The sequence below is a fragment of the Pseudomonas sp. B21128 genome (genome assembly GCF_044218865.1).
Classification (GTDB): Bacteria; Pseudomonadota; Gammaproteobacteria; order Pseudomonadales; family Pseudomonadaceae; genus Aquipseudomonas; species Aquipseudomonas iridis.
This window is the reverse complement of record NZ_CP162590.1, coordinates 1,408,864-1,432,094: the sequence shown is the minus strand read 5'-3', so window position 1 is coordinate 1,432,094 and position 23,231 is coordinate 1,408,864. Positions and strand designations below refer to the sequence as shown.

Sequence of the window (23,231 nt, the reverse complement as noted above, 5' to 3'; positions counted from 1 at the left end):
TTTGCCTACCCATCGAAATCTCCCAGATTGATGTTCAACCGCCCGAGGCGGTACAGCAGGGTGCGACGTGGCAGGCCCAATTCGCGGGCGGCAAGGGTCTGGTTTCCATCGTTCTTGCGCAGGCAATCGAGCAGCAATGTGCGTTCGACCCGCTCCATGCGCTCGCGCAGATTCAAGCCGCTGTTGTCTTCAGGCATCGGTTCCATACGCAGCGAAAAATGCTCGGCCAGTAACTCCCCGCCCTCGCACAGCAACACCGCGCGCTCGACCAATGCTTTGAGTTCGCGAACGTTGCCGGGGAAGGTGTAACCGGACAAATGTTCCAGCGCCGGGGCCGACCAGCGCACCGGATCACGCTGCAGGAAGGTGCAGGTCTTTTCGGCGAAGTGCCGCGCCAGATCGAGGATGTCGCCTTCGCGCTGACGCAGGGCCGGCAGTTCGATGGGGAATTGCGCGAGTCGGTAATACAAGTCCTCACGGAATTTGCCTTCGCTGACCAGCACTGACAAATCGCGGTGCGTCGCGGCGATGATGCGCACATCAATCTTGTGCGTGTCGTTGGAACCCAGTGGGCGGATCTCGCCCTCCTGCAACACGCGCAAGATTTTCGCCTGGAGCGACAGCGGCATGTCGCCGATTTCGTCGAGCAACAGCGTGCCACCGTTGGCCGCATCGAACAGCCCGGCGCGGTCGCGGTCGGCGCCGGTGAACGCGCCTTTTCGATAGCCAAACAGCTCGCTTTCCAGCAGGTTCTCGGGGAACGCCGCACAGTTCTGCACAATGAACGCCTGAGAACGACGCGGCCCGCAATCGTGAATCGCCCGCGCAACCACCTCCTTGCCGGTGCCGGTCTCGCCGCGCAACAGCACGGTGTACGGGCTGTGCAGGACTTTGCTGATCAGCGAATAGGTCTGGCGAATCGCCGCGCTTTTGCCGATAAGCCCGTAACCGCTAATGCTCGGCACGCTGCGTACCGCTGACGCCTGAACATCCAGGGGCTGGCGCAGGCGTTGCAGCAAGTGCAGTTGGCCGAGCACGAACGAGCCGAGCTGGCCGAGGGAGTCGGCAAAGCCTTGCAGGCCGATGCGACGACGGCTGGCACACAGCAGCAGACCTTCCACAGCCTTGTGCTGATTGACCAGTGGCACGCACAACAATGATTGCCACGGCGAAGACGCAGCCGGCAGGAAACTGGTTTCGTGCAGGCTGGCGCTAAGGTCGTCGAGGCACACCACGCGGTTCTGGCACAGGGCGAACTGCAGCAATTGCTCACCGTTGTAATCCGCCGGCAGGCTCGCCGCCTGGCGCGGTTGCAGCGCGCCGTCGAGGCACTCGGCGTTCATCCCAAGGCAGGTGTGGGTGGCGTCGAGCAGATACAGCTGCGTCAATTCGCAACCGCTCAGCTCGGCCAGCCCCCGCACAAAGTCACCCAGCAGCGCAGCACCGTCCGCCGCCCGCGACAGGCTGGCGAACTGCGCCAGCAACGCTTCGGCGTAAGCCAGCGGCTGCGGCACTTGAGTGAACATCACGCCCACCTCAGGCGAACTCGCACGTCACGCTGGCGTTGCCGTCGAGCGTGGCATGCACGCGCTTGAGGCTTTCACCCGTGGCCATGGCATCGAGCAAGCGATCGGCTACCAGCGGCAACACATGCTGATCGAGCAGATGGTCGATCAGACGCGCGCCGCTGTCGCTTTGCGTGCAGCGCTCGGACAGATGATCGACGAGGTTCTGGCACCAGCTGAAATCCAGCTGACGACGGTTCAGACGCTCGCCCAGGCGACCGAGTTTGATCTCGATCAGCTCGCGCAATACCGGGCCACCGACCGGGTAGTAAGGCACCACTTTCATCCGCGCCAGCAGGGCGGGTTTGAAGTGTTTGCTGAGTACCGGGCGAATGGTCTCTTCGAGCACTTCGGCGGTCGGCCGCGCGCCGCCTTCGCAGAGGTCGCTGATGCGGTCGCTGCCCAGGTTCGAGGTCATCAGGATCAACGTATTGCGGAAGTCGATCTCGCGACCTTCGCCGTCGTTGGCCACGCCTTTGTCGAAGATTTGGTAGAACAGGTTGAGCACGTCCGGATCAGCCTTCTCGACTTCATCGAGCAGCACCACCGAATACGGTTTCTGGCGCACGGCTTCGGTGAGCATGCCGCCCTCGCCGTAACCGACGTAGCCCGGTGGTGCACCGATCAGGCGGGAAACGGTGTGCTTCTCCTGGAACTCGGACATGTTGATGGTGGTAATGAAACGGTCGCCGCCGTACAGCAGGTCAGCGAGGGCCAGCGCGGTTTCGGTTTTACCGACGCCGCTCGGGCCGACCAGCAGGAACACGCCGACCGGCGCGTCAGGTTTGTTCAGGCCCGCCGCAGTGGCGCGCATCGAGCGATCCAGTGCGTGCACGGCTTGCTCCTGACCACGGATACGCGTGCGCAGGTCGGTGGCGAAACTGGCGACCTTGGCGTTGTGCTCACGGGCCAGTTGCGCCAATGGCACGCCGGTCCAGGCGCTGATCACTTCGGCAACCAGGCGCGGGCACACTTCGAAGCTGACCAGACGTTCTTTGACCTGGGCGGCGGTGAGTGCGCTGTGGGTGTCGTTGAGTTGGGCTTCCAGCGCTGCAACGCTTTGGCCTTCTTCGACTTCGGCGGCCAGGGTTTCGATGACGGTGCCTTCGGCGTCTTCCTCAACCGATACGGTCGGCTCGACGGCAGCGGCTTCGCGCGCTTTGGCCAGTTGCTGACGCAGGTCCAGCAAGCGCTCGGCCAGTGCCTTCTGTTCAGTCCACAGGGCTTCCAGCGCGACCCTTTCGTCTTCGGCTTCTTCCAGTCGCGCTTCCAATGCATCCAGCGCTTCGTGGTCGATCAGCAGACCGGCCTCGGCATCGCGGCGCAAGGCCTGACGCTGACGGCCACCTTCGGCCAGTTCGCCACGCAGACGCTCAAGGCTTTCAGGGGCGGCGGCGAGGCTGATGCGCACGCGGGCGCAAGCGGTGTCGAGGACGTCGACGGCTTTGTCCGGCAGTTGCCGACCCGCCAGGTAACGCGCGGACAGTTCAGCCGCTGACACCACCGCGTCGTCGCGCAGGTAGATGCCGTGGCTCTTCTCGTAGACCTGAGCCAGACCACGGAGAATGGTCACCGCTTCGCTGACGGTTGGTTCGTGCAGTTGAACTGGCTGGAAACGACGGGCCAGCGCCGGGTCTTTCTCGAAGTATTTCTTGTACTCGGCCCAAGTGGTCGCAGCGATGGTGCGCAGTTCGCCACGGGCCAGTGCAGGTTTCAGCAGGTTGGCCGCATCGGAACCACCGGCATTGCCGCCCGCGCCGATCAGGGTGTGGGCTTCGTCGATGAACAGAATGATCGGTTTTGGCGAAGCTTTGACTTCGTCGATCACGCCTTTAAGACGACGCTCGAATTCACCTTTGACGCTGGCGCCGGCCTGCAACAGGCCCATGTCCAGCGACAGCAGTTCAACGCCTTTGAGCACTTGCGGCACTTCACCGGCAGCGATGCGCGAAGCCAGACCTTCGACGATGGCGGTTTTACCGACACCGGCCTCACCGACCACAATCGGGTTGTTCTTGCGGCGGCGGGCAAGGATGTCGACCATCTGACGGATCGCGCCATCGCGGCACAGCACGGGGTCGAGTTTGCCGTCGCGGGCCTGTTGAGTCAGATTGTGAGTGAAGCGCTGCAACAGCGATTCGCCCTGCGCGGCCGGTTTACCGTTGGCCGCCGGTTGCTCCTTTTGCGACAGGGCAAATTCTTTCAGGCGATCGATGTTCAGCTTGGCGAGCAGCGGCTGATAACGGCTGCCGGCGTAACGTATCGGGTTGCGCAACAGGGCGAGAATCAGCGCGGCGTCTTCGACCTGGGTCTGGCCCAGTTCGAGGTTGGCCACCAGCAGCGCGTCTTGCAGCCATTGCACCAGTTCCGGGGCGAATACCGGGTTGCGCGAAGCGCTGTGCTCGACCCGCGATTGCAACGCGGCGCTGAGTTCACCGGCATCGACATCGGCGTCCTGCAACGCGCGTGCGAGCAAGCCGTTCGGACGCTCCAGGAGGCCGAGCATCATGTCTTCGACGAGGATCTTGCTACCGCCACGGGCAACGCAGCGCTCAGCCGAACGCTCCAGATCACGACGGGTTTCGGCGTCCAGCGCCTGAATGAGTTGTTGCAGGTCTACGTTGATCATGGCTCACGTCCTTAATGAATTTTGCTGCCCAGGGTCACCACGCCGTCCGCCTTCTCGCGGCCCAGCCAACTGGTCCAGCCGAGGCGACAGGCGTTCTGCTCACCGATGCGCAGTTCGCGGATTTCTTCCTGGCGCAAGACCAGGCGAATGTCGTAATCGAGCGGGTCACGCAGGGTGAACCGCACCAGCGCGCAGAGCGGCTGGTAACCAAAACCGATCGGCAGGAATTCGTGGAATCGCTGCCAGTCGAGTTGGGTGATGTGAATGCGGAATTTGCCGCTGCGGTCGCGCACGCGCTCACCAAGCACCAGGTCTTCGCCAAGCACGCTGTTGTCGCGGCCCAAACGATTGCGCTGCTCGTCGAGAATTTCCACGCGGCGCTCGATGCACTGCTCGATGACCAGGTCTTCGTGCTTGAAGTAGTAACGCAGCACGGCCTCGATCAACGCCGCCGAGTGCGCCCGCAAGCTGAGCAAACCGAGGTATGGCAGCAGGCGTTTCCAGTTGAGTTCCTTGGCCTTGCGAATCTCGTCGCCACCCAGGCCGATCAGCGCGAACAGCTGCGACGAAAACGGGTCAATCGCCCCGCTCTGGAAACTCGCGCGGTAGCGGTACTTGCGCCAGATCGGCAGCATCAGCCGTTGCAGGCGATGGTGGAACAGGTCGAGGAAATTGCGCGTCGGGTTGCCGTCTTCGCTGTCGCCCAACGCTTGTTCGCCGTAGAACGCTGGCAGCGGTGAACCGGAACCGACCAGGCCGATCAGGTTGAAACGCACGCGCGCGCGCATCTGCCCGTGCTCTTCGAAAAACTCCACGCGATCGACATCGCTGCGCGGAAATCCGAGGCTGGGGTTGGCCTGAAACTCGACCTGATCGTACAAATCGTCTTCGCTCAGGTGCGGGTGTGCCTCGCGCAGCCGGTCGATCACCAGCAGCACGGCCTGAAACAGCGAGTACTCGCGTATTACCCGGGTCAGCCCGCTTAAAGCAGGGGCTGAAGGCCCATACGTGGTGTCCATTGGTACACCTCTCCCTGTGTGCTTTTTACCCGCAGCTCATGGAATGAATTGAGACTGGCGTAAAGCGCGAAAAACTCGTTAAGAACCGAAGCGAAAACGAACAGGTCGCCTTCGCCGATATACCCTTCCGGGTCGATGGTCAGTTCGGTGCGCAAACCGCGCACCGGCAGGCCACGGTGCAGCCGATCGACGTGGTGATGCTTGATATGTTTGAGGCCGCCGAGCAGGCGCTTGCTGACTTTCTCCGCGTGCTGGTCGTAGTAGCGCGGCAGGTCGTAGGTTTCCAGAATCACCTTCAACGCATTGACGTCGGCCAGCGACAGATAGTTAAGCGACATGTTGCTGATCAGCTTCCACAGGAAGTCCCGGTTCAGCGGCGGCGCGAAGCTTGGAGTGGCCGGGGTGATGTTGCGGAAACTCAAGAACTCCGGGGTCTCTTCGCAGGCCATGCAGATGTCGCCCAGCTTGAGCTTCTTCGGCAGGTTCTGGTTGGTGCACATCAGCTCGATCGACAGGGTTTCGTGAGCTTCGGTGTGGCGGATGCCGAAGCTCAGGTAGGTGTCTAGGCCATCGTGCAACAGCGACGAACGCTGGCGGATGCTGTAATGCGGACGGCTGTTGGGCACGTCGAAACTCGGGTCGTGCTCGAAGGATTCGAACGGCACGTATTCCTGATAACCGAGGCCACCGGGCTTCCATCCCGTGACGGTTTCCACCGAAAACACGCCGCAGTTTTCCAGATCGTATTCCGCCGGCAGCAGCAGGTATTCGTCCTGCTTGCCGTCGAGACGAATCGGCAACGCGTCGTGCTCGAACAGATTGACGATCGGCGTGCAGAACAGCTTCACGTTATCCAGCGTCGGGCGCATGCGCATGATGCCGCTCTTGCGAATGTCGAAACGCAATTCCAGGCCGCGCATCTGCTTGAGGGTGTCTTCAGGCAGCGCCTTGAGAATGTCCAGACCGTTGACGTCGACAAACAGGAATTTGTCCTGGAAGGCGAAGTATTCCTGCAGGTAGCGATAGCCACGGAAGGTGTTCAGCGGATACGGGATCAACGCTTCTTCTTCGGCAAAGCCCACCGGTTTGACCCGGTCACCGGGAATCTTGAACGCCATCGGTTTGCCGCTGACGCCAGCAATCGGTTTGCCGGCGCCGTCGAGCGGGATCAGCTCGATGCCTTCGAGGTTGCGCAGCAGACTCAGATACAGCATCTGGCTGATGTAGCGTTCACCGGCAAAGTGCAGGCGCAGCTTGCTCAGTTCCAGCTCACCAAGGTGGCCGTCGGCGCTCATTTCCAGACGCAGGCTGAGCAGCGAACCGTCGCCCTTCACCGAGTAATTCAGCGCGGCCAGATCCAGCGGCAACACTTCGGTGGGGTAGCAGGTGCGGAAGCGGCAACGGACGTCTTCGATCGGTTTGCTCTCGACCGGCGTATCGCGCGCGACCACCAGCGCCGGCCCGGAGCGCTTGAGCGGATCGAACTGCAAAATGCTGAACGCCGGCAGCGGGCGCATGTAGTTCGGCCACAGCAGTTGCATCAGCGAATGGCTGAGTTCCGGCAGTTCGTCATCGAGCTTCTGGCGCAGGCGCCCGGTCAGAAACGCAAAGCCTTCCAGCAACCGCTCCACATCCGGATCCCGCCCGGACTGGCCCAGATAAGGGGCCAACGCCGGACTACGCTCGGCGAAACGGCGACCGAGTTGGCGCAGTGCGGTGAGTTCGCTTTGGTAGTAGTGGTTAAAGGACACGGGTTACCTGCCTGGTAGTGGAACTCATCAAAAAAATATCCTGTAGAGCGCGACCGTTCGCACTGATCATGCGACAGCCCCATGCTCTGGATTCGCATCGTTCAGAAAGACGTAAGCCACGCATCCCACCGCGTGAATCGCTAAACAAAGCGCAAGGCGCACGTAGATATTCATTGCTGTGCGACTCCTTGTTTTTGCGCTGTGATCGCGACGCCCGTATACACATAGAGTTCGTCGCCGTCGTAGGCGCCGATGGCTGCAACGCTCAAAGGATGGCTGTCACGCGTGCCGTATCGCACCCAGCCCTCAGTCCACATTCCGCCACTCTCGTGGCGAATCTCAACGTAATAATCCGGCGCCTCGTGCCTGGTGATTTCGACGAATACCCCACCATCCTCGGCACCGACCCACAACGCATGGGGATGTGCGAACAACTTGGGTTCGGTGGCGCGCTCCATTCGCAACAGCAGTGCGAAGCCGACCAGAATCGTCAGCAAACCGACCGAGCTGAGAAAAGCGACAAGACATTGCCAGGCTCTGAGTTTCATCGAGCCCACCCGAACAAATGCTTCATGGGCAGAAAGCCCCGGTATCGATCGTCCAGGAGCGGACAGCTTTTTCTTCAGTTTTTTTGATGCTCGTTACTGCATTTCGCAAGGTCTGCGCGTCGATGGACTTCATCGCGGTCGGGCTTTTGATAGAGAGGCTGTACTGGTCGCTGATCTGACCCGATACATCTTCACCGAATGACTGGTAGTTGCCGATGGAACTGCGCTGGTTCGGGTTTAACGTCAAACTGCGTGGCTGATCGTCATAGTTGGAGTCGTTTGCCAGCGTCAGCTCCAGTGGTACTCCACAGGTATTCAGCAGATACACGTCGTTGCGATAGACCTGTTGCGCAGCGCTGGTAATCGACGAAACGACAACCGCAAAGGATCCCGTCCACCTCGACATCGAAATCATCCCTGGCAGTTTCATGGGCAAATCGATGCCTCGCGAATCGTCCACTCGCGCTGAGTTCCGTCTCTGACTTTTTCAACAGCGCTCAAGAGCTGTTTCAACTGGGCACCATCAACAGCTTTGCTCCCGGCAGCGTCATTGATCGTCAGCAGGTAATTCCCCGGAATCTGTTCGATCACGTCTTCGCCATAAGAGCCAAAGCTCGCCACCAGCGCGCGCGCGCCCGCTTCGGCCGTCATGCGGCGATCCAGTGAGTGCATGTTGGAGCTGTTGGAAACCTCTAATTCCAAGGGCTGACCACAGCGGTTTTCAATGTACACGTGGTTGTTGTAAACCTGCTGCGCAGCGCAGCCGTACAGTGAAAAAAACAACAGGATGAAGCCGGCGAACCTAGTCATCGAATTCGACCCTTGCCAGCCAGAGCAGGCTTTTCACGTCCTGCTCGGAAGCGGCCATGCGCTTCTGCAAACTGGAAGCCGACTGGGTATAGCTGCTGAAGTAATGCATGACATCCACTTCCCCGGTGCCAGGCGTTGGGTGGTTCGCCTTGGGGTTCTGCATCAACGTGGAGGTTTCTTTGTGAGTCCAGGAATAATTCGGGATGAGTCCGCCGCCGTATTCGTTAAGAATCAGATGCCCAAACTCATGGGCCGACGTCTCTTTGAACTCTTCCTGGGCAAAGTTGGCAGCATCCGCAGCCGTCAGACCTTGTCGCTTGACGAGTTGGTCAAAGGCATAGCCGGCGTTGTGATAAACCTTTCTTGCAATCGCAAGACTGGTGGAACGACCAAAGTCTTTCGACAAGGAGTCAATCAACGGGAAATTCCCGGCTTTGGGCTCAACGTTGATCTCGGTTCTGACCGTGACTTTGTACAGACCTTTGCTTGTCGTGATGCCCTCTGCGATACCGCCGCCGCGTGAGCCATTACGCGACCAATACAACTCGATACCTTCCTTGGCCCAGCCAAGCAACGTGCTGTAAGGCGTGGCCACCAATCCGGGTGTAGAACCGCTACTGCCGCCATCCGAAAAGCTCGGGCGCAATGTCACTTCAACGGTCTTGGCATTGCGGTCAACGCGCACATCGACCCACTTCGCCTCTTCAGCCGAGCAATCAAGCTTCGCTTCAGTGACTTGCTGCTTTCCCGCCCCGGTCGCGGTGAGGCGTACTTTCAGGTTCGGGCTTTTCAGGACTTTGGTGTCGAGGATGCCGGCAGTGTCGTAGCCATCCCATTGCCATGGATGCTTGCCTGGCGGCAGGAACGGGGCGGTATTGGCTTCGGCGTATACCAGCTTCTCGCCGTCCAGCACTTCCAGCTTCACACTGTCAGCTGCGTCCATGCGGTTCTCGACGACGAAGTCGACCAGCTCGCGGTTTTTCGATGTCCCGGATTTCAGCTCATCGAAGTCCGGAATTTCCAGTGGCGTCAGTACCGAATTGCCACCGGACTTCAAACCCAGTCGGTAATCCAGCGCCGCGACAACTGCTATAGCGGCAAGTCCCGAAAATGGCGCCGGCGAATGCGAATTCCCGATAATCACCGTGCCGGACCCCGCCGTAACCTTGTTGCCATGGGTCCCCACCGAATCAACCGTCGCGGCAGGTTTGCCGTTGATCAACACAGTGGTCGCCAAACCTCCCGACATCGCACCACCACATGCCGAGGCATCGCCTTGGCGGGCGGCCGCGAGGCCGTCGAAGAACACGTCGCCGGAACCGGCGGCGATCGGGTTGGTGCCGTGGCCGGGGAGCGGGCAAGCGGTGGGGTCGGATACGCGTGCTGCAGGTTTGCCAGACATCGGGGATCTCCTTAGTTGACCTTCACTTGACCGCTGCCATCCAGGCGCGCGGAAAAACTGACCTGACGCTTGAACCCTTCAACTTCCAGCAGCCCCTCAATACTGAAGGACAGGCGAAGCTGATCGTGGTCACGCGGCAGGGAAATGACACGCACGTTGCTCAGGCGTGGCTCGTAGGCTTCGATGAAAGTTTCGATGGCCAGACGGGCCTGACTCAGGGAGTCGTGCAGGCTCAGACGCATGTCATTGAGATCGGGCAACCCGTAGTCGGACAGCGTTTGCACGCTGCCGGCCCGGGTGCTGAGCATTTTGGCCAGATGGGCAGCGACTGACGCCATGGCAGAAACCTCGAGGCTCCTGCCCTTGCGTTTTTCCGCGTCGCCATTGAGACGTTCGAAAAGGCTGCCGTATCCGTCCATGAGTCGCTCTTACTCTTTGTCCAGCTTGCCAACCAGCGACAGGGTGAAATCGGCACCCATGTACTTGAAGTGCGGACGCACGTTCAAGCTCACGCGGTACCAGCCTGGCTCGCCTTCAACGTCGCTGACGATGATTTGCGCAGCGCGCAGCGGACGACGGCCACGTACTTCGGCGCTTGGGTTTTCCTGGTCGGCCACGTACTGACGGATCCACTTGTTGAGTTCCAGCTCGAGGTCGGTACGTTCTTTCCACGAACCGAGTTGCTCGCGCTGCAGCACTTTCAAGTAGTGAGCCAGGCGGTTGACGATCATCATGTACGGCAGTTGGGTGCCGAGCTTGTAGTTCAGCTCTGCCGCCTTGCCTTCTGCGCTGATGCCGAAGAACTTCGGCTTCTGCACCGAGCTTGCGGAGAAGAACGCCGCGTTGTCGGAACCTTTACGCATGGTCAGGGAGATGAAGCCTTCCTCGGCCAGTTCGTATTCACGACGGTCGGAAACCAGAACCTCAGTAGGGATCTTGGTTTCGATTTCGCCCATGCTTTCGAAATGGTGCAACGGCAGGTCTTCAACAGCACCACCGCTCTGAGGGCCGATGATGTTCGGGCACCAGCGGAATTTGGCGAAGCTGTCGGTCAGCTTGGTGCCGAACGCGTAAGCGGTATTGCCCCACAGGTAGTGCTCGTGGCTGTTGGCAACGGTTTCCTTGTACACGAACGATTTGACCGGGTTTTCTTCCGGATCGTACGGGTTACGCAGCAGGAAACGCGGCACGGTCAGGCCAACGTAACGGGAGTCTTCCGAAGTACGGAAGCTCTGCCATTTGGCGAATTGCGGGCCTTCGAAGTGGTCTTTCAGATCTTTCAGATCCGGCAGGCCGGTGAAGCTTTCCAGACCGAAGAATTTCGGGCCGGCAGCGGCGATGAACGGCGCGTGGGACATGCAGGCTACGCTGGACACGTACTGCATCAGTTTCACGTCCGGCGAGCTTGGGGACATGTAGTAGTTGGCGATGATCGCGCCAACCGGCTGACCACCGAACTGGCCGTATTCAGCGGTGTAGATGTGCTTGTACAGGCCCGACTGCATGACTTCCGGCGAATCTTCGAAATCGTCCAGCAGGTCTTCTTTCGAGACGTTGAGGATTTCGATCTTGATGTTTTCGCGGAAGTTGGTGCGGTCTACCAGCAACTGCAGGCCACGCCACGACGATTCCAGTGCCTGGAAGTCCGGGTGGTGCAGGATTTCGTCCATCTGACGGCTGAGCTTGGCATCGATCTCGGCGATCATGCGGTCAACCATGGCTTTCTTGACCGGCTCACCGTTGTTCTGCGGCTTGAGCAGCTCTTCGATGAAAGCCGACACACCGCGTTTGGCGATGTCGTAGGCTTCGTCGTCCGGCGTCAGGCGGGTTTCGGCGATGATGCTGTCGAGAATGCTGTACTCGCCGCTGGCGGCGCCTTTCTCTTGTGCTGCGCTAGTGCTCATTGTGTTGGCTTCCTTGGCTGCTGGGTTCAGGCGTCGGTGGCTGCGGCGTTCAGGCCCAGCTCACCGAGTACGCGACCGCGGGATTCGTCGTCGGCGAGCACGCCTTCGATGGCTTTACGGAAAGCAGGTGCGTTACCCAGCGGGCCTTTGAGGGCCACCAGCGCGTCACGCAGTTCCATCAGCTTTTTCAGCTCAGGCACTTGCTCGACCAGGCTGGCCGGGTTGAAGTCCTTCATCGAATTGACGCGCAGTTGCACGCCCAACTCTTCAGTGCTGCCTTCTTCCTGCAGACGGTTCGGCACGTTCATCGTCAGGCTAAGCTCTTGCTTGGCCAGCACTTCGTCGAAGGTCATCTTGTCGATGCTGATCGGCTTGCGATCTTCGATCTTGCGCTCGTCCTTGCGGTGGGTGTAGTCACCGATTGCCAGCAGTTTCAGCGGCAGTTCAATCTCTTCCTGAGCACCGCCGGTGGCGGGTTTGAAGGTGACGTTGATGCGTTCCTTGGGGGCTACCGAGCCTTCTTTGGCCATGGCTTTTCTCCTTGCGGTTGTGGCCCTGGGGCCTATTCGAGTACCACTTCGAGATCGAGGTGGCACAGCCTGCGATAAATCTCTTCCTTGCGTTCACGCACTGCATGGTTCTGCGGCAACAACTCGCAGCAACTGTGCAGCAGGTGCAGCACTTCCAATGCAAGATCGGGCTCCCAGGCGTGCAGGCCTGAGTCCTGTAATGTCTGATCGAGGGTTTCCAGCTGGTTTTTGGCCAGTTCGTATTTCTTGGCCATGAAGCACAGCCTTGCGAGCGCGAACTGCCAGAAGAAGCGCTCGCGCCCGCCGTGGGCCGATTGCAGCCCTTGCTTGAGAATCTGCACGGCAGGCTTGAGGCCTTCCTTGCGCAGAGTCGGCAAGACTTCTTCGAGGGCTTTTTCCCAGGCGGGCTGGGTTTCGACGTTGTCGCTTTCAACCTTGCGTGGCGCGCTGGCGCTTTGCAGGTGCGGCATGACGTTGGCGGCAATCCACGCCCGGGTGGACGGATCGGCAAACGGCGCGCCGTCGTGGTAACGCAATTCGACAATGCCGGGCAGGCGTTGAATCAAAAGCGCGAAGTGGATTTCCACTTCGCGCATGGCCAGCTCGGCGTTGAGGTTCTGGAGACATTCCCAGACCATCCTCTGGCCATCGAACCAGAACGGCGCCTTCGCCAGACTCGCCTCCAGTTCCACCAGCAGGTCTGCGTATTTGCCCTGATCGAATCGATCCTGATAGAGCTTCAGCTTGTCGAGCGGCAGACCGCGCAACACGGTGATCTGCTCGGCATTACGCTCGGGCACGGCGTCGATAGTCATCCACAGCAGCGTGCGGTTCAGGCGCAGGGCGCGCAGGTCGGTGGCTTTCTGCTTGAGCCACCAGGCGCACAACGGCCGGGCGCTTTCCTGCTGGGCGCGGAGCGCTTTGTGGGCGTCTCTTTCGTTATCGATCGGCGCGCCGGGCGTCAGCAGCTGACTCGCCGCCTGCTTGACCTGCGCCACCGCCGCCCCCACGACACCGGGGGCCGGCTGGTTGTCGGCGGCGCGCTGGATCATGGTTTTCAGGCGGCGGGAGATCGGCAGCAACAGCGGCGAGTCGTCACCCAGATGTTCAGCGCAAGCGGCTTCGAGACCGGACAGGTGCTCGGAGAGCTGCCGGAACATCGGCAACTGCTCTTTGATCGCAATGTTTTCGGTGATGACCTGCTCAAGACGCGGCACCAGCCAGCCGATGGCAGCGGCACGTGTGCGAGGTTTGAGCGGGTGAACGTCGGCCCAGTTGTTTTCCGACAAGTGGTGCAGCAAGCCAAGCCCGGCCAGCAGCCCGGGGAAGGATTCACGCTGGTAAAGCGACCAGGTCAGCCAGGCGCCGACACGTAAATCCTTGGATTGGGTACGCAGGAGACTTTCGCTGTTTTCACGAATTTTCAGCCAGTCGATCTGCCCGCTTTCGTGCATCGACGAGGCTTTGGCCAGCTCGCTTTCCAGCGCCTCGAATTCGCTCGAAAAACGAACGTCTTCGCCCGCGAAATTCTCTTTGGAAACAGAGACTTTGGCGAGTTCGAGGTAATGGGCGGAAAGTTTGCTTGAGTAGGACATCCATGGCCTTTATTAAGGATTACAGTCAGGCGCCAATTTGAGGTGCGGCAGCGCGGGACAGTATCGAAGAGCAGTGATGAAACTCATCCAATTGAGTGAGAGCTCTTTCAAGTGGGCGCATCGTAATCACTATGATGGCCACTAGCAAGCATCTGGTTAAACAACAAGACGAAGTGTTCATGAGGGGTCGTAAGAGATCGCCCTATATATGACAAGGGATTCCCTGACATCGATTTAAATTGCAGGCATTCCCCCGGCGCCCTCGAAACCCTCGGCCCAGAGCGGTCCGAGCAAGCCTGACCGCATTGACCCGAACGACCGTCCCAGTTCACGTCGGCAAGCATGACAACACTTTGAAAAAATAGAAGTAGGACTCTTCCGAAAATTTGCTGATTTCTATCCACAACTCAGTGGCGACAACGCCCAACTACAAAAGTGCCATCAATTTGATGGCAGTTCATATTTTTGAAACTTTACTCACGGCAAATACTGCGCATCAGTGCTAACTCAATAGTTATCGAAGTCCTTTCCAACAGTCCTTTACGTCATTTCACCCAGCCACTTCACACCCGGATTACTCTTACAAATCTCAGGGATACTTCTTACATCAATTTATTTCCTGCGTTGCTAGCTTCGCTGGGCAAATTATTTTGCGTGGCGATCACGGATGATCGGACACCGCGCATCGACTCACTTGCTTAAGGACAAGCGTATGTTCAGTGCAGGCAATTGCGCGCTATTCACCCTGCAAATCCCCGCTATTCGACACGACTTCAAAGTGCTTGCCTTCAACGGCACCGAAGCCATCAGTCAGCTCTACTCTCTTCGGATTGAACTGGTCAGCGAGCATCCGGATTTCGATCTGGAGAGCCTGCTCAGCCAACCCGCGTTTCTACAATTCGGCCTCGACGGCGAAGGCATTCACGGGCGCATCGAAGATGTGATGGTGGCAGAGTCCGGTAAACGTCTGACTCGCTATGAGCTGACGCTGATAAGTCCGGCGGTAAACATCGACCTCTTACCGATGCATCCAAAGCCTACATCGAAAAGTTCGGGCTTCCCTATGAGGACTGGTAAGGCGTCAAAATCTCCAGGTATTCATTTACCCACCGTCGGTCACCGACCATTCACCACTGTCGTCCCTTTCATTTCGACTTCAAACGCTACTAAAGAGGGTCTCTCAAAACGCTACGATCAGGGAGTTCGTCAAAGAAGAGGACCACTATCTGGCAAAAACGAAGGCCGTTATTCGTTGCTTCTTGAGCTGGAATTTGAAACCTTCACCGGAAAATTCAACGCGCCACGAAAGCGGTTAAGGAGCATTACCTCATGGAACTGAAACCACTATTCTTCGCAGCACTGATGTGGCTGCCCATCACCCAAGCGTCAGCGGATACCCCGCCGCTGGAGGGCCATTACTATCTGTACGGCGCGATGGAAATGGGCGCCGAGTTGCTACTGCGTAAGGACGGCACCTTTGATGCAGGTGTTTCGTATGGCAGTGCGGACGGTTTTGCCAAGGGAACATGGCAGGTGGAGAACGAAACACTGACGCTGAAAAGCGCAACCAAAGCCGCTTCCAACAGCGATTTGTCCGGCCTGTTTCAGGATCTGGAGTTGGCCATCGAGCCAAACTGTCTGGCGGTAGACTTCGGCAATGGCAAGGCCTGCTTCCGTCGCCAGTAAGCGCGTTAAACAACCACAAAAAATGGGCACTCGACCGCAATCGATGTGCCCATTTTTCTATTACGGTTCTCCCCACTATTCAGGAAGTTCGTCGCAATTAAGGATTAACGCTGTCTTTCAACGACTTGCCTGGCTTGAATGCAACAGTGTTGCTTGCCTTGATTTTCACCGGCTCACCGGTCTGCGGGTTTTTGCCGGTACGGGCGCCGCGGTGGCGTTGCAGGAAGGTGCCGAAGCCCACCAGCGTGACGCTGTCCTTGCGGTGCAGAGCGCCGGTGATTTCTTCGAGAACGGCGTTGAGCACGCGGTTGGCCTGTTCTTTGGTCAGATCTGCTTTTTCAGCAATTGCAGCGGCGAGTTCTGGTTTACGCATTAGTGAAGCCCCTTTGACGGTTTTTTGTTGTTATGTCCGTGCTGTTCTCGTTGGAACAGCGCCCAAGGCGCCGCAGGCTCTACGCTGCGGCAGACGGGAGTGAGAATGGCACGCGGATACGGGCGGCGCCAGTCTCCCCGCGACCTTTGTAGGGGCAAAAGCTGGGTGATTCCGACAGAACGACCGGTATTTACGCCAGCAAGGCAGGAAGCTGTTTGTTCAGGGCGAGTTTTTCCATCACCGCCGCACCGGTCAGGGCATAACCCAGCAACTGACCGTCGACGCCGTGGCACAGGGCCTTGATGTCGGCGCCCTGCCCCTCGACGGTCCAGATCCCTTCGCTGCCCCGTGGCGGCGGCGACACCACCAATGGGCAGACCGGGGTTTTCACGGTGATCGGCATCGGGCCGTAGTTCACCGCCGTCGGGTTGCCTGCGAGGGTTTGCGCCAGCGCGCGCGCACAACTCATGAGGGGCATCACGTACAAAAGATTCAGCCCGTCGACCTCGGCGCAGTCGCCCAAGGCATAGATATTGGCGTGGGATGTTTTCAGTTGTCGATCAACCACGACACCGCGATTGACCTGCACGCCGGCCGCCGCCGCCAGATCGATGCGCGGGCGCAGGCCGATGGCCGAAACCACCACGTCGCAGGGAATGACCTGACCGTCGGACAAATGCGCTTCCAGGCCATCGGCGACCTTGTGCAGACGGGTCAGCACAGGGCCGAGGTGGAATTTTGCGCCAAGGCTTTCCAGCCCGGACTGCACCGCGGCTGCGGCCGCTGGATGCAGCAGCATCGGCATGACTTGCTCGCACGGCGCAACCAGTTGCACCTCGTAGCCACCGAGGATCAGATCGTTAGCGAATTCACAGCCGATCAACCCGGCACCGAGCACCAGTACCCGACGCTTGCCAGCCGCTGCCGCGCGGAAACGTGCGTAGTCTTCGAGATCATTGATCGGGAACACCCGATCAGCACCGTCGCCCTCAATCGGCACGCGTACGGTTTCTGCACCCCAGGCGAGGATCAGGTCGCGATATGCCACGGCTTCTTCGCCGATCCACAGACGCTTGTGGCCCGCGTCGATGCCGCTGATGCGCGTGTGGGTGCGCACCTCGGCCTTCAATTGCTCAGCCATCGCGCCTGGCTCGGCCATGCTCAGGCCATCGGCGTCCTTGTTCTTGCCGAAACCGGTGGAGAGCATCGGCTTGGAGTAGGAGCGACCGTCATCGGCGGTAATCAGCAGCAGCGGTGTTTCGCTGTCGAGCTTGCGAAACTCGCGGGCCAGGTTGTAGCCCGCAAGCCCGGTGCCGATGATCACGACTGGTGCGCTCATGCCTTACTTCCTCAGTTTTTCTTAGTTGATTTCGATCATTTCGAAGTCCATCTTGCCAACGCCGCAGTCTGGGCACAGCCAGTCTTCCGGCACGTCCTGCCACAGGGTGCCCGGCGCGATGCCGTCATCCGGCCAGCCGTCGGCTTCGTTATAGATCAGGCCACAGACCACACATTGCCACTTCTTCATTCAGGTACTTCCTCAGGATTCAGGCTTTTGCCGGCGCGAATGGTCGATGGGTGTTGCGCTGCCATCCGGCTCAGGGCGTTTTGTACTGATGGTACCGGGCAGATGCAAGCCTGTTCGGCGCAACGGCAACCCGGATCAATCAATGTCGCTGCTCGTCATGGTAAGCTCGCCGCCTCATTTGCGGCCAATAATGACTCATTGTGCAACAGACAAGTTCCTCCCCGGCCCCGCTCTGGCTGCCCCAAAGCCGACTGACGCCCCTCCCCGACTCTTCGACCCTGGACTGGCTGTTCGACGAAGGTTCGCTGACCCGCCGCCTGACCCGTCTGTCTAACGATGGCTTCAGTGTCATGCCGCTGTTCGAAGGCTGGGACACCTTGCGCGACGATGAATGCGCCGCGCTGGATCTGGCAGAAGGCAGCGAAGGCTGGGTGCGCGAGGTGTATTTGCGCGGCCATGGCCAAGCGTGGGTGTTCGCCCGCAGCGTGGCATCGCGCAGTGCATTGCAGGGCGATGGTTTGCACATGGATGAGTTGGGCAGCCGCTCGCTGGGCGAACTGCTGTTTTGCGATCAGGCCTTCCAGCGCCGCGCCATCGAAGTCTGTCACTACCCGGAGCAATGGCTGCCGCCAGCCGCCAGGGCGCCCGAGCTGTGGGGGCGTCGTTCGCGTTTCGACCGTGGCGCATTGAGCGTGCTGGTTGCGGAAATCTTCTTGCCGAGCCTGTGGGACGCCGCACGCGCCCATCCGGAGAACTGCTGATGTACCAGAGCCTGCTCAAATCCCTGAACCGTTTGAACCCGCGTGCCTGGGATTTCATTCAGTTGACGCGCATGGACAAGCCGATCGGCATTTATCTGCTGCTGTGGCCAACCTTGTGGGCGTTGTGGATCGCCGGCAAGGGTTCGCCGTCGCTGGCCAACGTGGTGATTTTCGTCCTCGGTGTAGTGCTGACCCGCGCCGGTGGCTGCGTGATCAACGACTGGGCCGATCGCAAGGTCGACGGCCACGTCAAACGCACCGCGCAACGGCCCTTGGCAGCCGGCAGGATCAGCTCAAAAGAGGCGCTGGTGTTCTTTGCGCTGCTGATGGGCGTGAGTTTCCTGCTGGTGCTCTGCACCAATGCCCCGACAATCTGGTTGTCGTTGGGCGGCCTGGCGCTGGCCTTCACCTATCCGTTCATGAAGCGCTACACGTATTACCCGCAAGTGGTACTGGGCGCGGCGTTTTCCTGGGGGATGCCGATGGCCTTCACCGCAGAGACCGGCGAGTTGCCAGCGGCGGCGTGGCTGCTGTGGATCGCCAATCTGCTGTGGACGGTGGGTTACGACACCTATTACGCGATGACCGATCGCGATGACGATCTCAAGATCGGCGTGAAATCCACGGCGATTCTGTTTGGCGAGGCGGATCGGGTGATCATCCTGACCTTGCAGGCGCTGTCGCTGGGATGCCTGTTACTGGCCGGGTCGAAATTTGAGCTGGGGACCTGGTTTCAACTCGGTCTGCTGGTGGCCGCCGGCTGCTATGCGTGGGAGTTCTGGTACACCCGCAGCAAGGACCGGATGCGCTGCTTCCAGGCGTTTTTGCACAACCACTGGGCCGGGCTGGCGATTTTTGTCGGGATCGTGCTGGATTACGCGTTGCGTTGAAACACACAACCTGTGGGAGCGAGCTTGCTCGCGAAAGCGGTGTATCAGTTAACAGATTGACTGACTGACACGACGCCTTCGCGAGCAAGCTCGCTCCCACAGGCAATCGCGGTTATTTCTGCGATTCGCGAACGACGTGCCAGACGCTTTTCATCTTGTCGCCTGTCATGTCTCCAGGCTTCTCGTCCTTCATGAAGGTGTACAGCGGTTTGCCATCGTAGGCGTACTGCATCATGCCGTCATCGCGCTTGATGACACTCCATTTGCCGTCAGCCTTGGCGTCCGCCGGCGCCATCAATGGTGGCCAGTTCTTGGCGCAGTCGTCGTTGCACATCGACTTGCCGCCAGCGTCCTTGTCGAACGTGTAGAGCGTCATGCCTTTGTGGTCGACCATCATGCCGTCTTTCATCATGGCCGGATCGGCAGCCATCACCAGTCCAGGCAGAGTCAGGGCGGCAGCCATCAGCAAAGCCTTGAAGGAAACAGTCATTTGAGTCATGGAAACCTTCTTTTGTGGTTGTCAGGATTCGGACTGAAAGCTTAGTTGAGGATCTGCACATTCGCCCCCGAGCTGAAATACTGTCACACGACTGCAATAATTCCGTTATCTAATGCGGCGCAAGACAGTTAAATGACAAGAGGATTAAGGCATGGTTGGCAGGAGCATTCTGATCGTCGACGACGAAGCGCCCATTCGCGAAATGATCGCCGTGGCGTTGGAAATGGCCGGCTATGACTGCCTCGAGGCTGAGAACTCGCAGCAGGCCCACGCCATCATCGTCGACCGCAAGCCGGACCTGATCCTGCTCGACTGGATGCTGCCCGGCACCTCCGGCATCGAGCTGGCCCGACGTTTGAAGCGTGACGAGCTGACCGGGGACATCCCGATCATCATGCTCACCGCCAAGGGCGAAGAGGACAACAAGATTCAGGGCCTTGAAGTCGGCGCCGATGACTACATCACCAAACCGTTTTCCCCACGCGAACTGGTTGCCCGCCTCAAGGCCGTGTTGCGCCGAGCCGGTCCGACCGATGGCGAAGCGCCAATCGAAGTCGGTGGCCTGTTGCTCGACCCGATCAGCCACCGCGTGACCATCGACGGCAAACCGGCCGAGATGGGCCCGACCGAATACCGTCTGCTGCAATTCTTCATGACCCACCAGGAACGCGCCTACACTCGCGGCCAGTTACTGGATCAGGTCTGGGGCGGCAACGTCTATGTTGAAGAGCGCACGGTCGACGTGCACATCCGACGCCTGCGCAAGGCCCTCGGCGACGCCTACGAAAATCTGGTACAAACCGTGCGCGGCACCGGCTACCGGTTTTCCACAAAAGCATAAAAACAGCTGCAAGCTTCTAGCTACAAGCGGCAAGAAACAGCGAGCCGCTCTGACTTGCAGCTTGCAGCTAGAAACTTGAAGCTGCGGCTAAGGACGCCCCCGTGAATCAAAACTGGCATGGCACCCTGATTCGCCACATGCTGCTGTTGGTCACAGCCTGTCTGGTGATAGGCCTGATAACCGGCTATTACGGCTGGAGCCTCGCGGCGGGCCTGGGCATTTACCTGGCCTGGACACTCAAGCAATTGCTGCGCCTGCACGAGTGGTTGCGCCTGCACCAACCCGATGAAGCACCGCCCGATGGCTACGGTCTGTGGGGCGAGGTGTTCGACAGCATTTATCACCTGCAACGCCGCGACCAGCGAGTGCGCGGGCGCCTGCAAGCCGTGATCGACCGGGTTCAGGAGTCCACCGCCGCGCTGAAAGACGCGGTCATCATGCTCGACAGCGACGGCAACCTCGAATGGTGGAACCGCGCCGCCGAAACCCTGCTCGGGCTCAAAACCCCACAGGACAGTGGCCAACCGGTGACCAACCTGGTGCGCCATCCACGCTTCAAGGAATACTTCGAGCAGGACGCTTACGCAGAGCCGCTGGAAATCCCCTCGCCAACCAACGATCGCGTGCGCATTCAGCTGTACCTCACGCGCTACGGCAACAATGAACACTTGATGCTGGTGCGCGATGTCACGCGCATTCATCAGCTGGAACAGATGCGCAAAGACTTCATCGCTAACGTCTCCCACGAATTGCGCACGCCGCTGACGGTGATCTGCGGCTATCTGGAAACCCTGCTCGACAACGTCGAAGAAGTGAACCCGCGCTGGAGCCGCGCCCTGCAGCAGATGCAACAACAGGGCGGGCGCATGCAGACGCTGCTCAACGATTTGTTGCTGCTGGCGAAGCTGGAAGCCACCGATTACCCGTCCGACAACCAACCGATACAGATCGACACGCTGTTGCAATCGATTACGAGCGACGCTCAGCAATTGTCCGGCTCGAAAAACCAGCGCATCACTCTGGAGGCCGACAGCAGCCTGTTGCTCAAGGGCAGCGAGGCGGAACTGCGCAGCGCGTTTTCCAATCTGGTGTTCAACGCGGTGAAGTACACCCCGGCCGAGGGCAATATCCGCATGCGCTGGTGGGGCGACGAGCAAGGCGCACACCTGAGCGTGCAGGATTCGGGGATCGGCATCGACAGCAAACACCTGCCGCGACTGACCGAACGCTTCTACCGTGTCGACTCCAGCCGCAACTCCAACACCGGCGGCACCGGGCTCGGTCTGGCCATCGTCAAACACGTGTTGCTGCGCCACCGCGCGCGCATGGAGATCAGCAGCGTGCCGGGCCACGGCAGCACGTTCACCTGCCATTTCGCCCCGGCTCAGGTCGCTTACGCACGGGCGATCAGCGCCGCCGAGTGATACCGGCCGGCACGCGCCACTAGGCAATCGCCAAGCCAGCCGCTACATTGGCTGACTTGTGCCTGCCTTTCAGGCGCGGCTTTATCTCTTTTGAATCACACGGAACCCGCAAAACTCCATCATGGACCCTTCCCCTGGCTTGTCCCTCGCAACAATATTCGCCGATTTCGGCATGATCCTTTTTGCTCTGATCCTGGTTTTGCTCAACGGCTTTTTCGTTGCGGCAGAATTCGCCATGGTCAAACTGCGCTCGACCCGGGTCGAGGCCATCGCCGACAAGAACGGCTGGCGCGGGCACATCCTGCGCACCGTACACAGCCAGCTCGATGCGTACCTCTCGGCGTGTCAGCTCGGTATCACCCTCGCCTCGCTCGGTCTGGGCTGGGTGGGTGAGCCCGCGTTTGCGCACATTCTCGAGCCGCTGCTGGAAAGCGTTGGCGTGCAGTCGCCTGAAGTGATCAAAGGTGTGTCGTTCTTCGCGGCGTTTTTCGTCATTTCGTATCTGCACATCGTCGTCGGTGAGCTGGCGCCCAAATCCTGGGCGATCCGAAAACCCGAGCTGCTGTCGCTGTGGACGGCGGTGCCGCTGTACCTGTTCTACTGGGCGATGTACCCGGCGATCTACCTGCTCAACGCCAGCGCCAACGCGATTCTGCGGATCGCCGGCCAGGGTGAGCCCGGCCCGCACCATGAACACCATTACAGCCGCGAAGAACTGAAACTGATCCTGCACTCCAGCCGTGGCCAGGACCCGAGCGACCAGGGCATGCGTGTTTTGGCCTCGGCAGTGGAAATGGGCGAACTGGAAGTGGTCGACTGGGCCAACTCCCGCGAAGACCTGATCACGCTGGAATTCAACGCGCCGCTCAAGGAAATTCTGGCGATGTTCCGTCGCCACAAGTTCAGCCGCTATCCGGTGTACGACAGCGAGCGCCAGGAGTTCGTCGGCCTGCTGCACATCAAGGACCTGCTGCTGGAACTGGCGGCGCTGGATCACATTCCCGAATCGTTCAACCTGGCTGAGCTGACCCGCCCGCTGGAGCGCGTGTCGCGACACATGCCGCTCTCGCAGCTGCTGGAGCAGTTCCGCAAGGGTGGCTCGCACTTCGCGGTGGTCGAGGAGGCTGACGGCAACATCATCGGCTACCTGACCATGGAAGACGTGCTGGAAGTGCTGGTCGGCGATATTCAGGACGAACACCGCAAGGCTGAACGCGGCATTCTTGCCTATCAGCCGGGCAAGCTGCTGGTGCGCGGCGACACGCCGTTGTTCAAGGTTGAACGCCTGCTGGGAATCGACCTGGACCACATCGAAGCCGAAACCCTCGCCGGTCTGGTCTATGAAACCCTCAAACGGGTCCCGGAAGAGGAAGAAGTGCTGGAAGTTGAAGGCTTGCGGATCATCATCAAGAAGATGAAAGGGCCGAAGATTGTGCTGGCGAAGGTGTTGATGCTGGATTGATCGACTGAGCCCTG

General features: G+C 59.6%; 21 protein-coding genes and 2 pseudogenes. 7 read left to right on the top strand and 16 right to left on the bottom strand.

Features of this window, described 5'->3' with window-relative positions; genetic code table 11:
• Positions 1-5: 5 nt before the first annotated feature.
• The 12 genes and pseudogenes from AB4P91_RS06250 to tssA form a co-directional block, all read right to left on the bottom strand.
• On the bottom strand, positions 6-1,526 hold the full coding sequence (locus AB4P91_RS06250) for a sigma-54-dependent Fis family transcriptional regulator (RefSeq protein ID WP_150593427.1): 1,521 nt from the start codon (positions 1,524-1,526) through the stop codon (positions 6-8).
• Positions 1,527-1,536: 10 nt separating this feature from the next.
• Positions 1,537-4,194, bottom strand: coding sequence for a type VI secretion system ATPase TssH (tssH, locus tag AB4P91_RS06245; RefSeq protein ID WP_395604496.1), 2,658 nt, complete (start codon positions 4,192-4,194; stop codon positions 1,537-1,539).
• A gap of 11 nt (positions 4,195-4,205) precedes the next feature.
• Positions 4,206-5,213 (bottom strand): type VI secretion system baseplate subunit TssG, encoded by a 1,008-nt coding sequence (tssG, locus tag AB4P91_RS06240; protein WP_042561791.1) that lies wholly within the window; start codon positions 5,211-5,213, stop codon positions 4,206-4,208.
• Complete coding sequence (gene tssF, locus AB4P91_RS06235) at positions 5,177-6,964, bottom strand: type VI secretion system baseplate subunit TssF (protein WP_395604495.1); 1,788 nt, start codon at positions 6,962-6,964, stop codon at positions 5,177-5,179. The genes tssG and tssF overlap by 37 nt, the downstream gene beginning before the upstream one ends.
• A gap of 170 nt (positions 6,965-7,134) precedes the next feature.
• Entirely contained in the window at positions 7,135-7,512 is a 378-nt protein-coding gene (locus AB4P91_RS06230; RefSeq protein ID WP_150595941.1) for a hypothetical protein, read from the bottom strand.
• Between the two features lie 22 nt (positions 7,513-7,534).
• Positions 7,535-7,942, bottom strand: a complete 408-nt coding sequence (locus AB4P91_RS06225; protein WP_224790545.1) for a hypothetical protein — start codon at positions 7,940-7,942, stop codon at positions 7,535-7,537.
• Complete coding sequence (locus AB4P91_RS06220) at positions 7,939-8,244, bottom strand: hypothetical protein (protein WP_224790544.1); 306 nt, start codon at positions 8,242-8,244, stop codon at positions 7,939-7,941. The genes AB4P91_RS06225 and AB4P91_RS06220 overlap by 4 nt, the downstream gene beginning before the upstream one ends.
• Positions 8,245-9,406: 1,162 nt before the next feature.
• A pseudogene (locus AB4P91_RS06215) lies at positions 9,407-9,724 on the bottom strand (PAAR domain-containing protein); the annotation flags it as partial.
• Positions 9,725-9,735: 11 nt separating this feature from the next.
• Entirely contained in the window at positions 9,736-10,143 is a 408-nt protein-coding gene (tssE, locus tag AB4P91_RS06210; RefSeq protein WP_150593418.1) for a type VI secretion system baseplate subunit TssE, read from the bottom strand.
• Between the two features lie 9 nt (positions 10,144-10,152).
• Positions 10,153-11,628 (bottom strand): type VI secretion system contractile sheath large subunit, encoded by a 1,476-nt coding sequence (gene tssC, locus AB4P91_RS06205; protein WP_042561804.1) that lies wholly within the window; start codon positions 11,626-11,628, stop codon positions 10,153-10,155.
• A gap of 26 nt (positions 11,629-11,654) precedes the next feature.
• A complete protein-coding gene (gene tssB / locus AB4P91_RS06200; protein ID WP_042561805.1) occupies positions 11,655-12,158 on the bottom strand; it encodes a type VI secretion system contractile sheath small subunit in 504 nt (167 codons plus the stop codon).
• Positions 12,159-12,190: 32 nt separating this feature from the next.
• Positions 12,191-13,753, bottom strand: coding sequence for a type VI secretion system protein TssA (tssA, locus tag AB4P91_RS06195; protein WP_395604494.1), 1,563 nt, complete (start codon positions 13,751-13,753; stop codon positions 12,191-12,193).
• 712 nt (positions 13,754-14,465) lie between these two features.
• Between tssA and AB4P91_RS06190 the strand changes: the two are divergent.
• Positions 14,466-14,747: pseudogene (locus AB4P91_RS06190) on the top strand (contractile injection system protein, VgrG/Pvc8 family); the annotation flags it as partial.
• Between the two features lie 335 nt (positions 14,748-15,082).
• On the top strand, positions 15,083-15,439 hold the full coding sequence (locus AB4P91_RS06185; protein ID WP_150593416.1) for a hypothetical protein: 357 nt from the start codon (positions 15,083-15,085) through the stop codon (positions 15,437-15,439).
• A 97-nt stretch (positions 15,440-15,536) separates the two neighbouring features.
• Here AB4P91_RS06185 and AB4P91_RS06180 read toward each other — a convergent pair whose 3' ends face one another.
• The 3 genes from AB4P91_RS06180 to AB4P91_RS06170 form a co-directional block, all read right to left on the bottom strand.
• Positions 15,537-15,812, bottom strand: a complete 276-nt coding sequence (locus AB4P91_RS06180) for an HU family DNA-binding protein (protein WP_003213368.1) — start codon at positions 15,810-15,812, stop codon at positions 15,537-15,539.
• Positions 15,813-16,002: 190 nt separating this feature from the next.
• Positions 16,003-17,151: an NAD(P)/FAD-dependent oxidoreductase gene (locus AB4P91_RS06175; protein ID WP_150593415.1), complete on the bottom strand. Its 1,149-nt coding sequence runs from the start codon at positions 17,149-17,151 to the stop codon at positions 16,003-16,005.
• Positions 17,152-17,172: 21 nt separating this feature from the next.
• Positions 17,173-17,340 carry a rubredoxin gene (locus AB4P91_RS06170; RefSeq protein ID WP_007954349.1) on the bottom strand — a complete coding sequence of 56 codons (168 nt, stop codon included), beginning with the start codon at positions 17,338-17,340 and terminating at the stop codon, positions 17,173-17,175.
• Between the two features lie 200 nt (positions 17,341-17,540).
• Here AB4P91_RS06170 and AB4P91_RS06165 point away from each other — a divergent pair, with 200 nt between their 5' ends.
• Together AB4P91_RS06165 and ubiA are read left to right on the top strand one after the other, a co-directional pair.
• Positions 17,541-18,101, top strand: coding sequence for a chorismate--pyruvate lyase family protein (locus AB4P91_RS06165; RefSeq protein ID WP_395604493.1), 561 nt, complete (start codon positions 17,541-17,543; stop codon positions 18,099-18,101).
• On the top strand, positions 18,101-18,991 hold the full coding sequence (gene ubiA / locus AB4P91_RS06160) for a 4-hydroxybenzoate octaprenyltransferase (RefSeq protein ID WP_042561810.1): 891 nt from the start codon (positions 18,101-18,103) through the stop codon (positions 18,989-18,991). The genes AB4P91_RS06165 and ubiA overlap by 1 nt, the downstream gene beginning before the upstream one ends.
• A 112-nt stretch (positions 18,992-19,103) precedes the next feature.
• Here the strand turns inward: ubiA and AB4P91_RS06155 are convergent, their stop codons facing one another.
• The gene (locus AB4P91_RS06155) at positions 19,104-19,490 is read right to left on the bottom strand and encodes a hypothetical protein (protein WP_150593413.1); all 387 of its coding nucleotides are present in this window, start codon (positions 19,488-19,490) and stop codon (positions 19,104-19,106) included.
• Positions 19,491-19,641: 151 nt separating this feature from the next.
• On the opposite strand from AB4P91_RS06155, the gene phoB reads away from it, so the two are divergent.
• From phoB to AB4P91_RS06140, 3 genes are all read left to right on the top strand, one after another.
• Complete coding sequence (phoB, locus tag AB4P91_RS06150; RefSeq protein WP_007896474.1) at positions 19,642-20,331, top strand: phosphate regulon transcriptional regulator PhoB; 690 nt, start codon at positions 19,642-19,644, stop codon at positions 20,329-20,331.
• Between the two features lie 137 nt (positions 20,332-20,468).
• Positions 20,469-21,755, top strand: a complete 1,287-nt coding sequence (gene phoR / locus AB4P91_RS06145) for a phosphate regulon sensor histidine kinase PhoR (RefSeq protein ID WP_395604943.1) — start codon at positions 20,469-20,471, stop codon at positions 21,753-21,755.
• 121 nt (positions 21,756-21,876) lie between these two features.
• Positions 21,877-23,217, top strand: coding sequence for a hemolysin family protein (locus tag AB4P91_RS06140; protein ID WP_150593411.1), 1,341 nt, complete (start codon positions 21,877-21,879; stop codon positions 23,215-23,217).
• Positions 23,218-23,231: the final 14 nt, after the last annotated feature.

Excerpts from the sequence above, each read along its gene's own strand:
- AB4P91_RS06175 (WP_150593415.1), bottom strand. The coding sequence starts at position 17,151 with ATGAGCGCACCAGTCGTGATCATCGGCACCGGGCTTGCGGGCTACAAC.
- tssG (WP_042561791.1), bottom strand. The coding sequence starts at position 5,213 with ATGGACACCACGTATGGGCCTTCAGCCCCTGCTTTAAGCGGGCTGACC.
- AB4P91_RS06225 (WP_224790545.1), bottom strand. The coding sequence starts at position 7,942 with ATGAAACTGCCAGGGATGATTTCGATGTCGAGGTGGACGGGATCCTTT.
- ubiA (WP_042561810.1), top strand. The coding sequence starts at position 18,101 with ATGTACCAGAGCCTGCTCAAATCCCTGAACCGTTTGAACCCGCGTGCC.
- AB4P91_RS06170 (WP_007954349.1), bottom strand. The coding sequence starts at position 17,340 with ATGAAGAAGTGGCAATGTGTGGTCTGTGGCCTGATCTATAACGAAGCC.
- AB4P91_RS06155 (WP_150593413.1), bottom strand. The coding sequence starts at position 19,490 with ATGACTCAAATGACTGTTTCCTTCAAGGCTTTGCTGATGGCTGCCGCC.
- tssC (WP_042561804.1), bottom strand. The coding sequence starts at position 11,628 with ATGAGCACTAGCGCAGCACAAGAGAAAGGCGCCGCCAGCGGCGAGTAC.
- tssB (WP_042561805.1), bottom strand. The coding sequence starts at position 12,158 with ATGGCCAAAGAAGGCTCGGTAGCCCCCAAGGAACGCATCAACGTCACC.
- tssH (WP_395604496.1), bottom strand. The coding sequence starts at position 4,194 with ATGATCAACGTAGACCTGCAACAACTCATTCAGGCGCTGGACGCCGAA.
- AB4P91_RS06140 (WP_150593411.1), top strand. The coding sequence starts at position 21,877 with ATGGACCCTTCCCCTGGCTTGTCCCTCGCAACAATATTCGCCGATTTC.
- tssA (WP_395604494.1), bottom strand. The coding sequence starts at position 13,753 with ATGTCCTACTCAAGCAAACTTTCCGCCCATTACCTCGAACTCGCCAAA.
- AB4P91_RS06180 (WP_003213368.1), bottom strand. The coding sequence starts at position 15,812 with ATGCGTAAACCAGAACTCGCCGCTGCAATTGCTGAAAAAGCAGATCTG.
- AB4P91_RS06230 (WP_150595941.1), bottom strand. The coding sequence starts at position 7,512 with ATGAAACTCAGAGCCTGGCAATGTCTTGTCGCTTTTCTCAGCTCGGTC.
- phoB (WP_007896474.1), top strand. The coding sequence starts at position 19,642 with ATGGTTGGCAGGAGCATTCTGATCGTCGACGACGAAGCGCCCATTCGC.
- tssE (WP_150593418.1), bottom strand. The coding sequence starts at position 10,143 with ATGGACGGATACGGCAGCCTTTTCGAACGTCTCAATGGCGACGCGGAA.
- phoR (WP_395604943.1), top strand. The coding sequence starts at position 20,469 with ATGCTGCTGTTGGTCACAGCCTGTCTGGTGATAGGCCTGATAACCGGC.
- AB4P91_RS06185 (WP_150593416.1), top strand. The coding sequence starts at position 15,083 with ATGGAACTGAAACCACTATTCTTCGCAGCACTGATGTGGCTGCCCATC.
- AB4P91_RS06250 (WP_150593427.1), bottom strand. The coding sequence starts at position 1,526 with ATGTTCACTCAAGTGCCGCAGCCGCTGGCTTACGCCGAAGCGTTGCTG.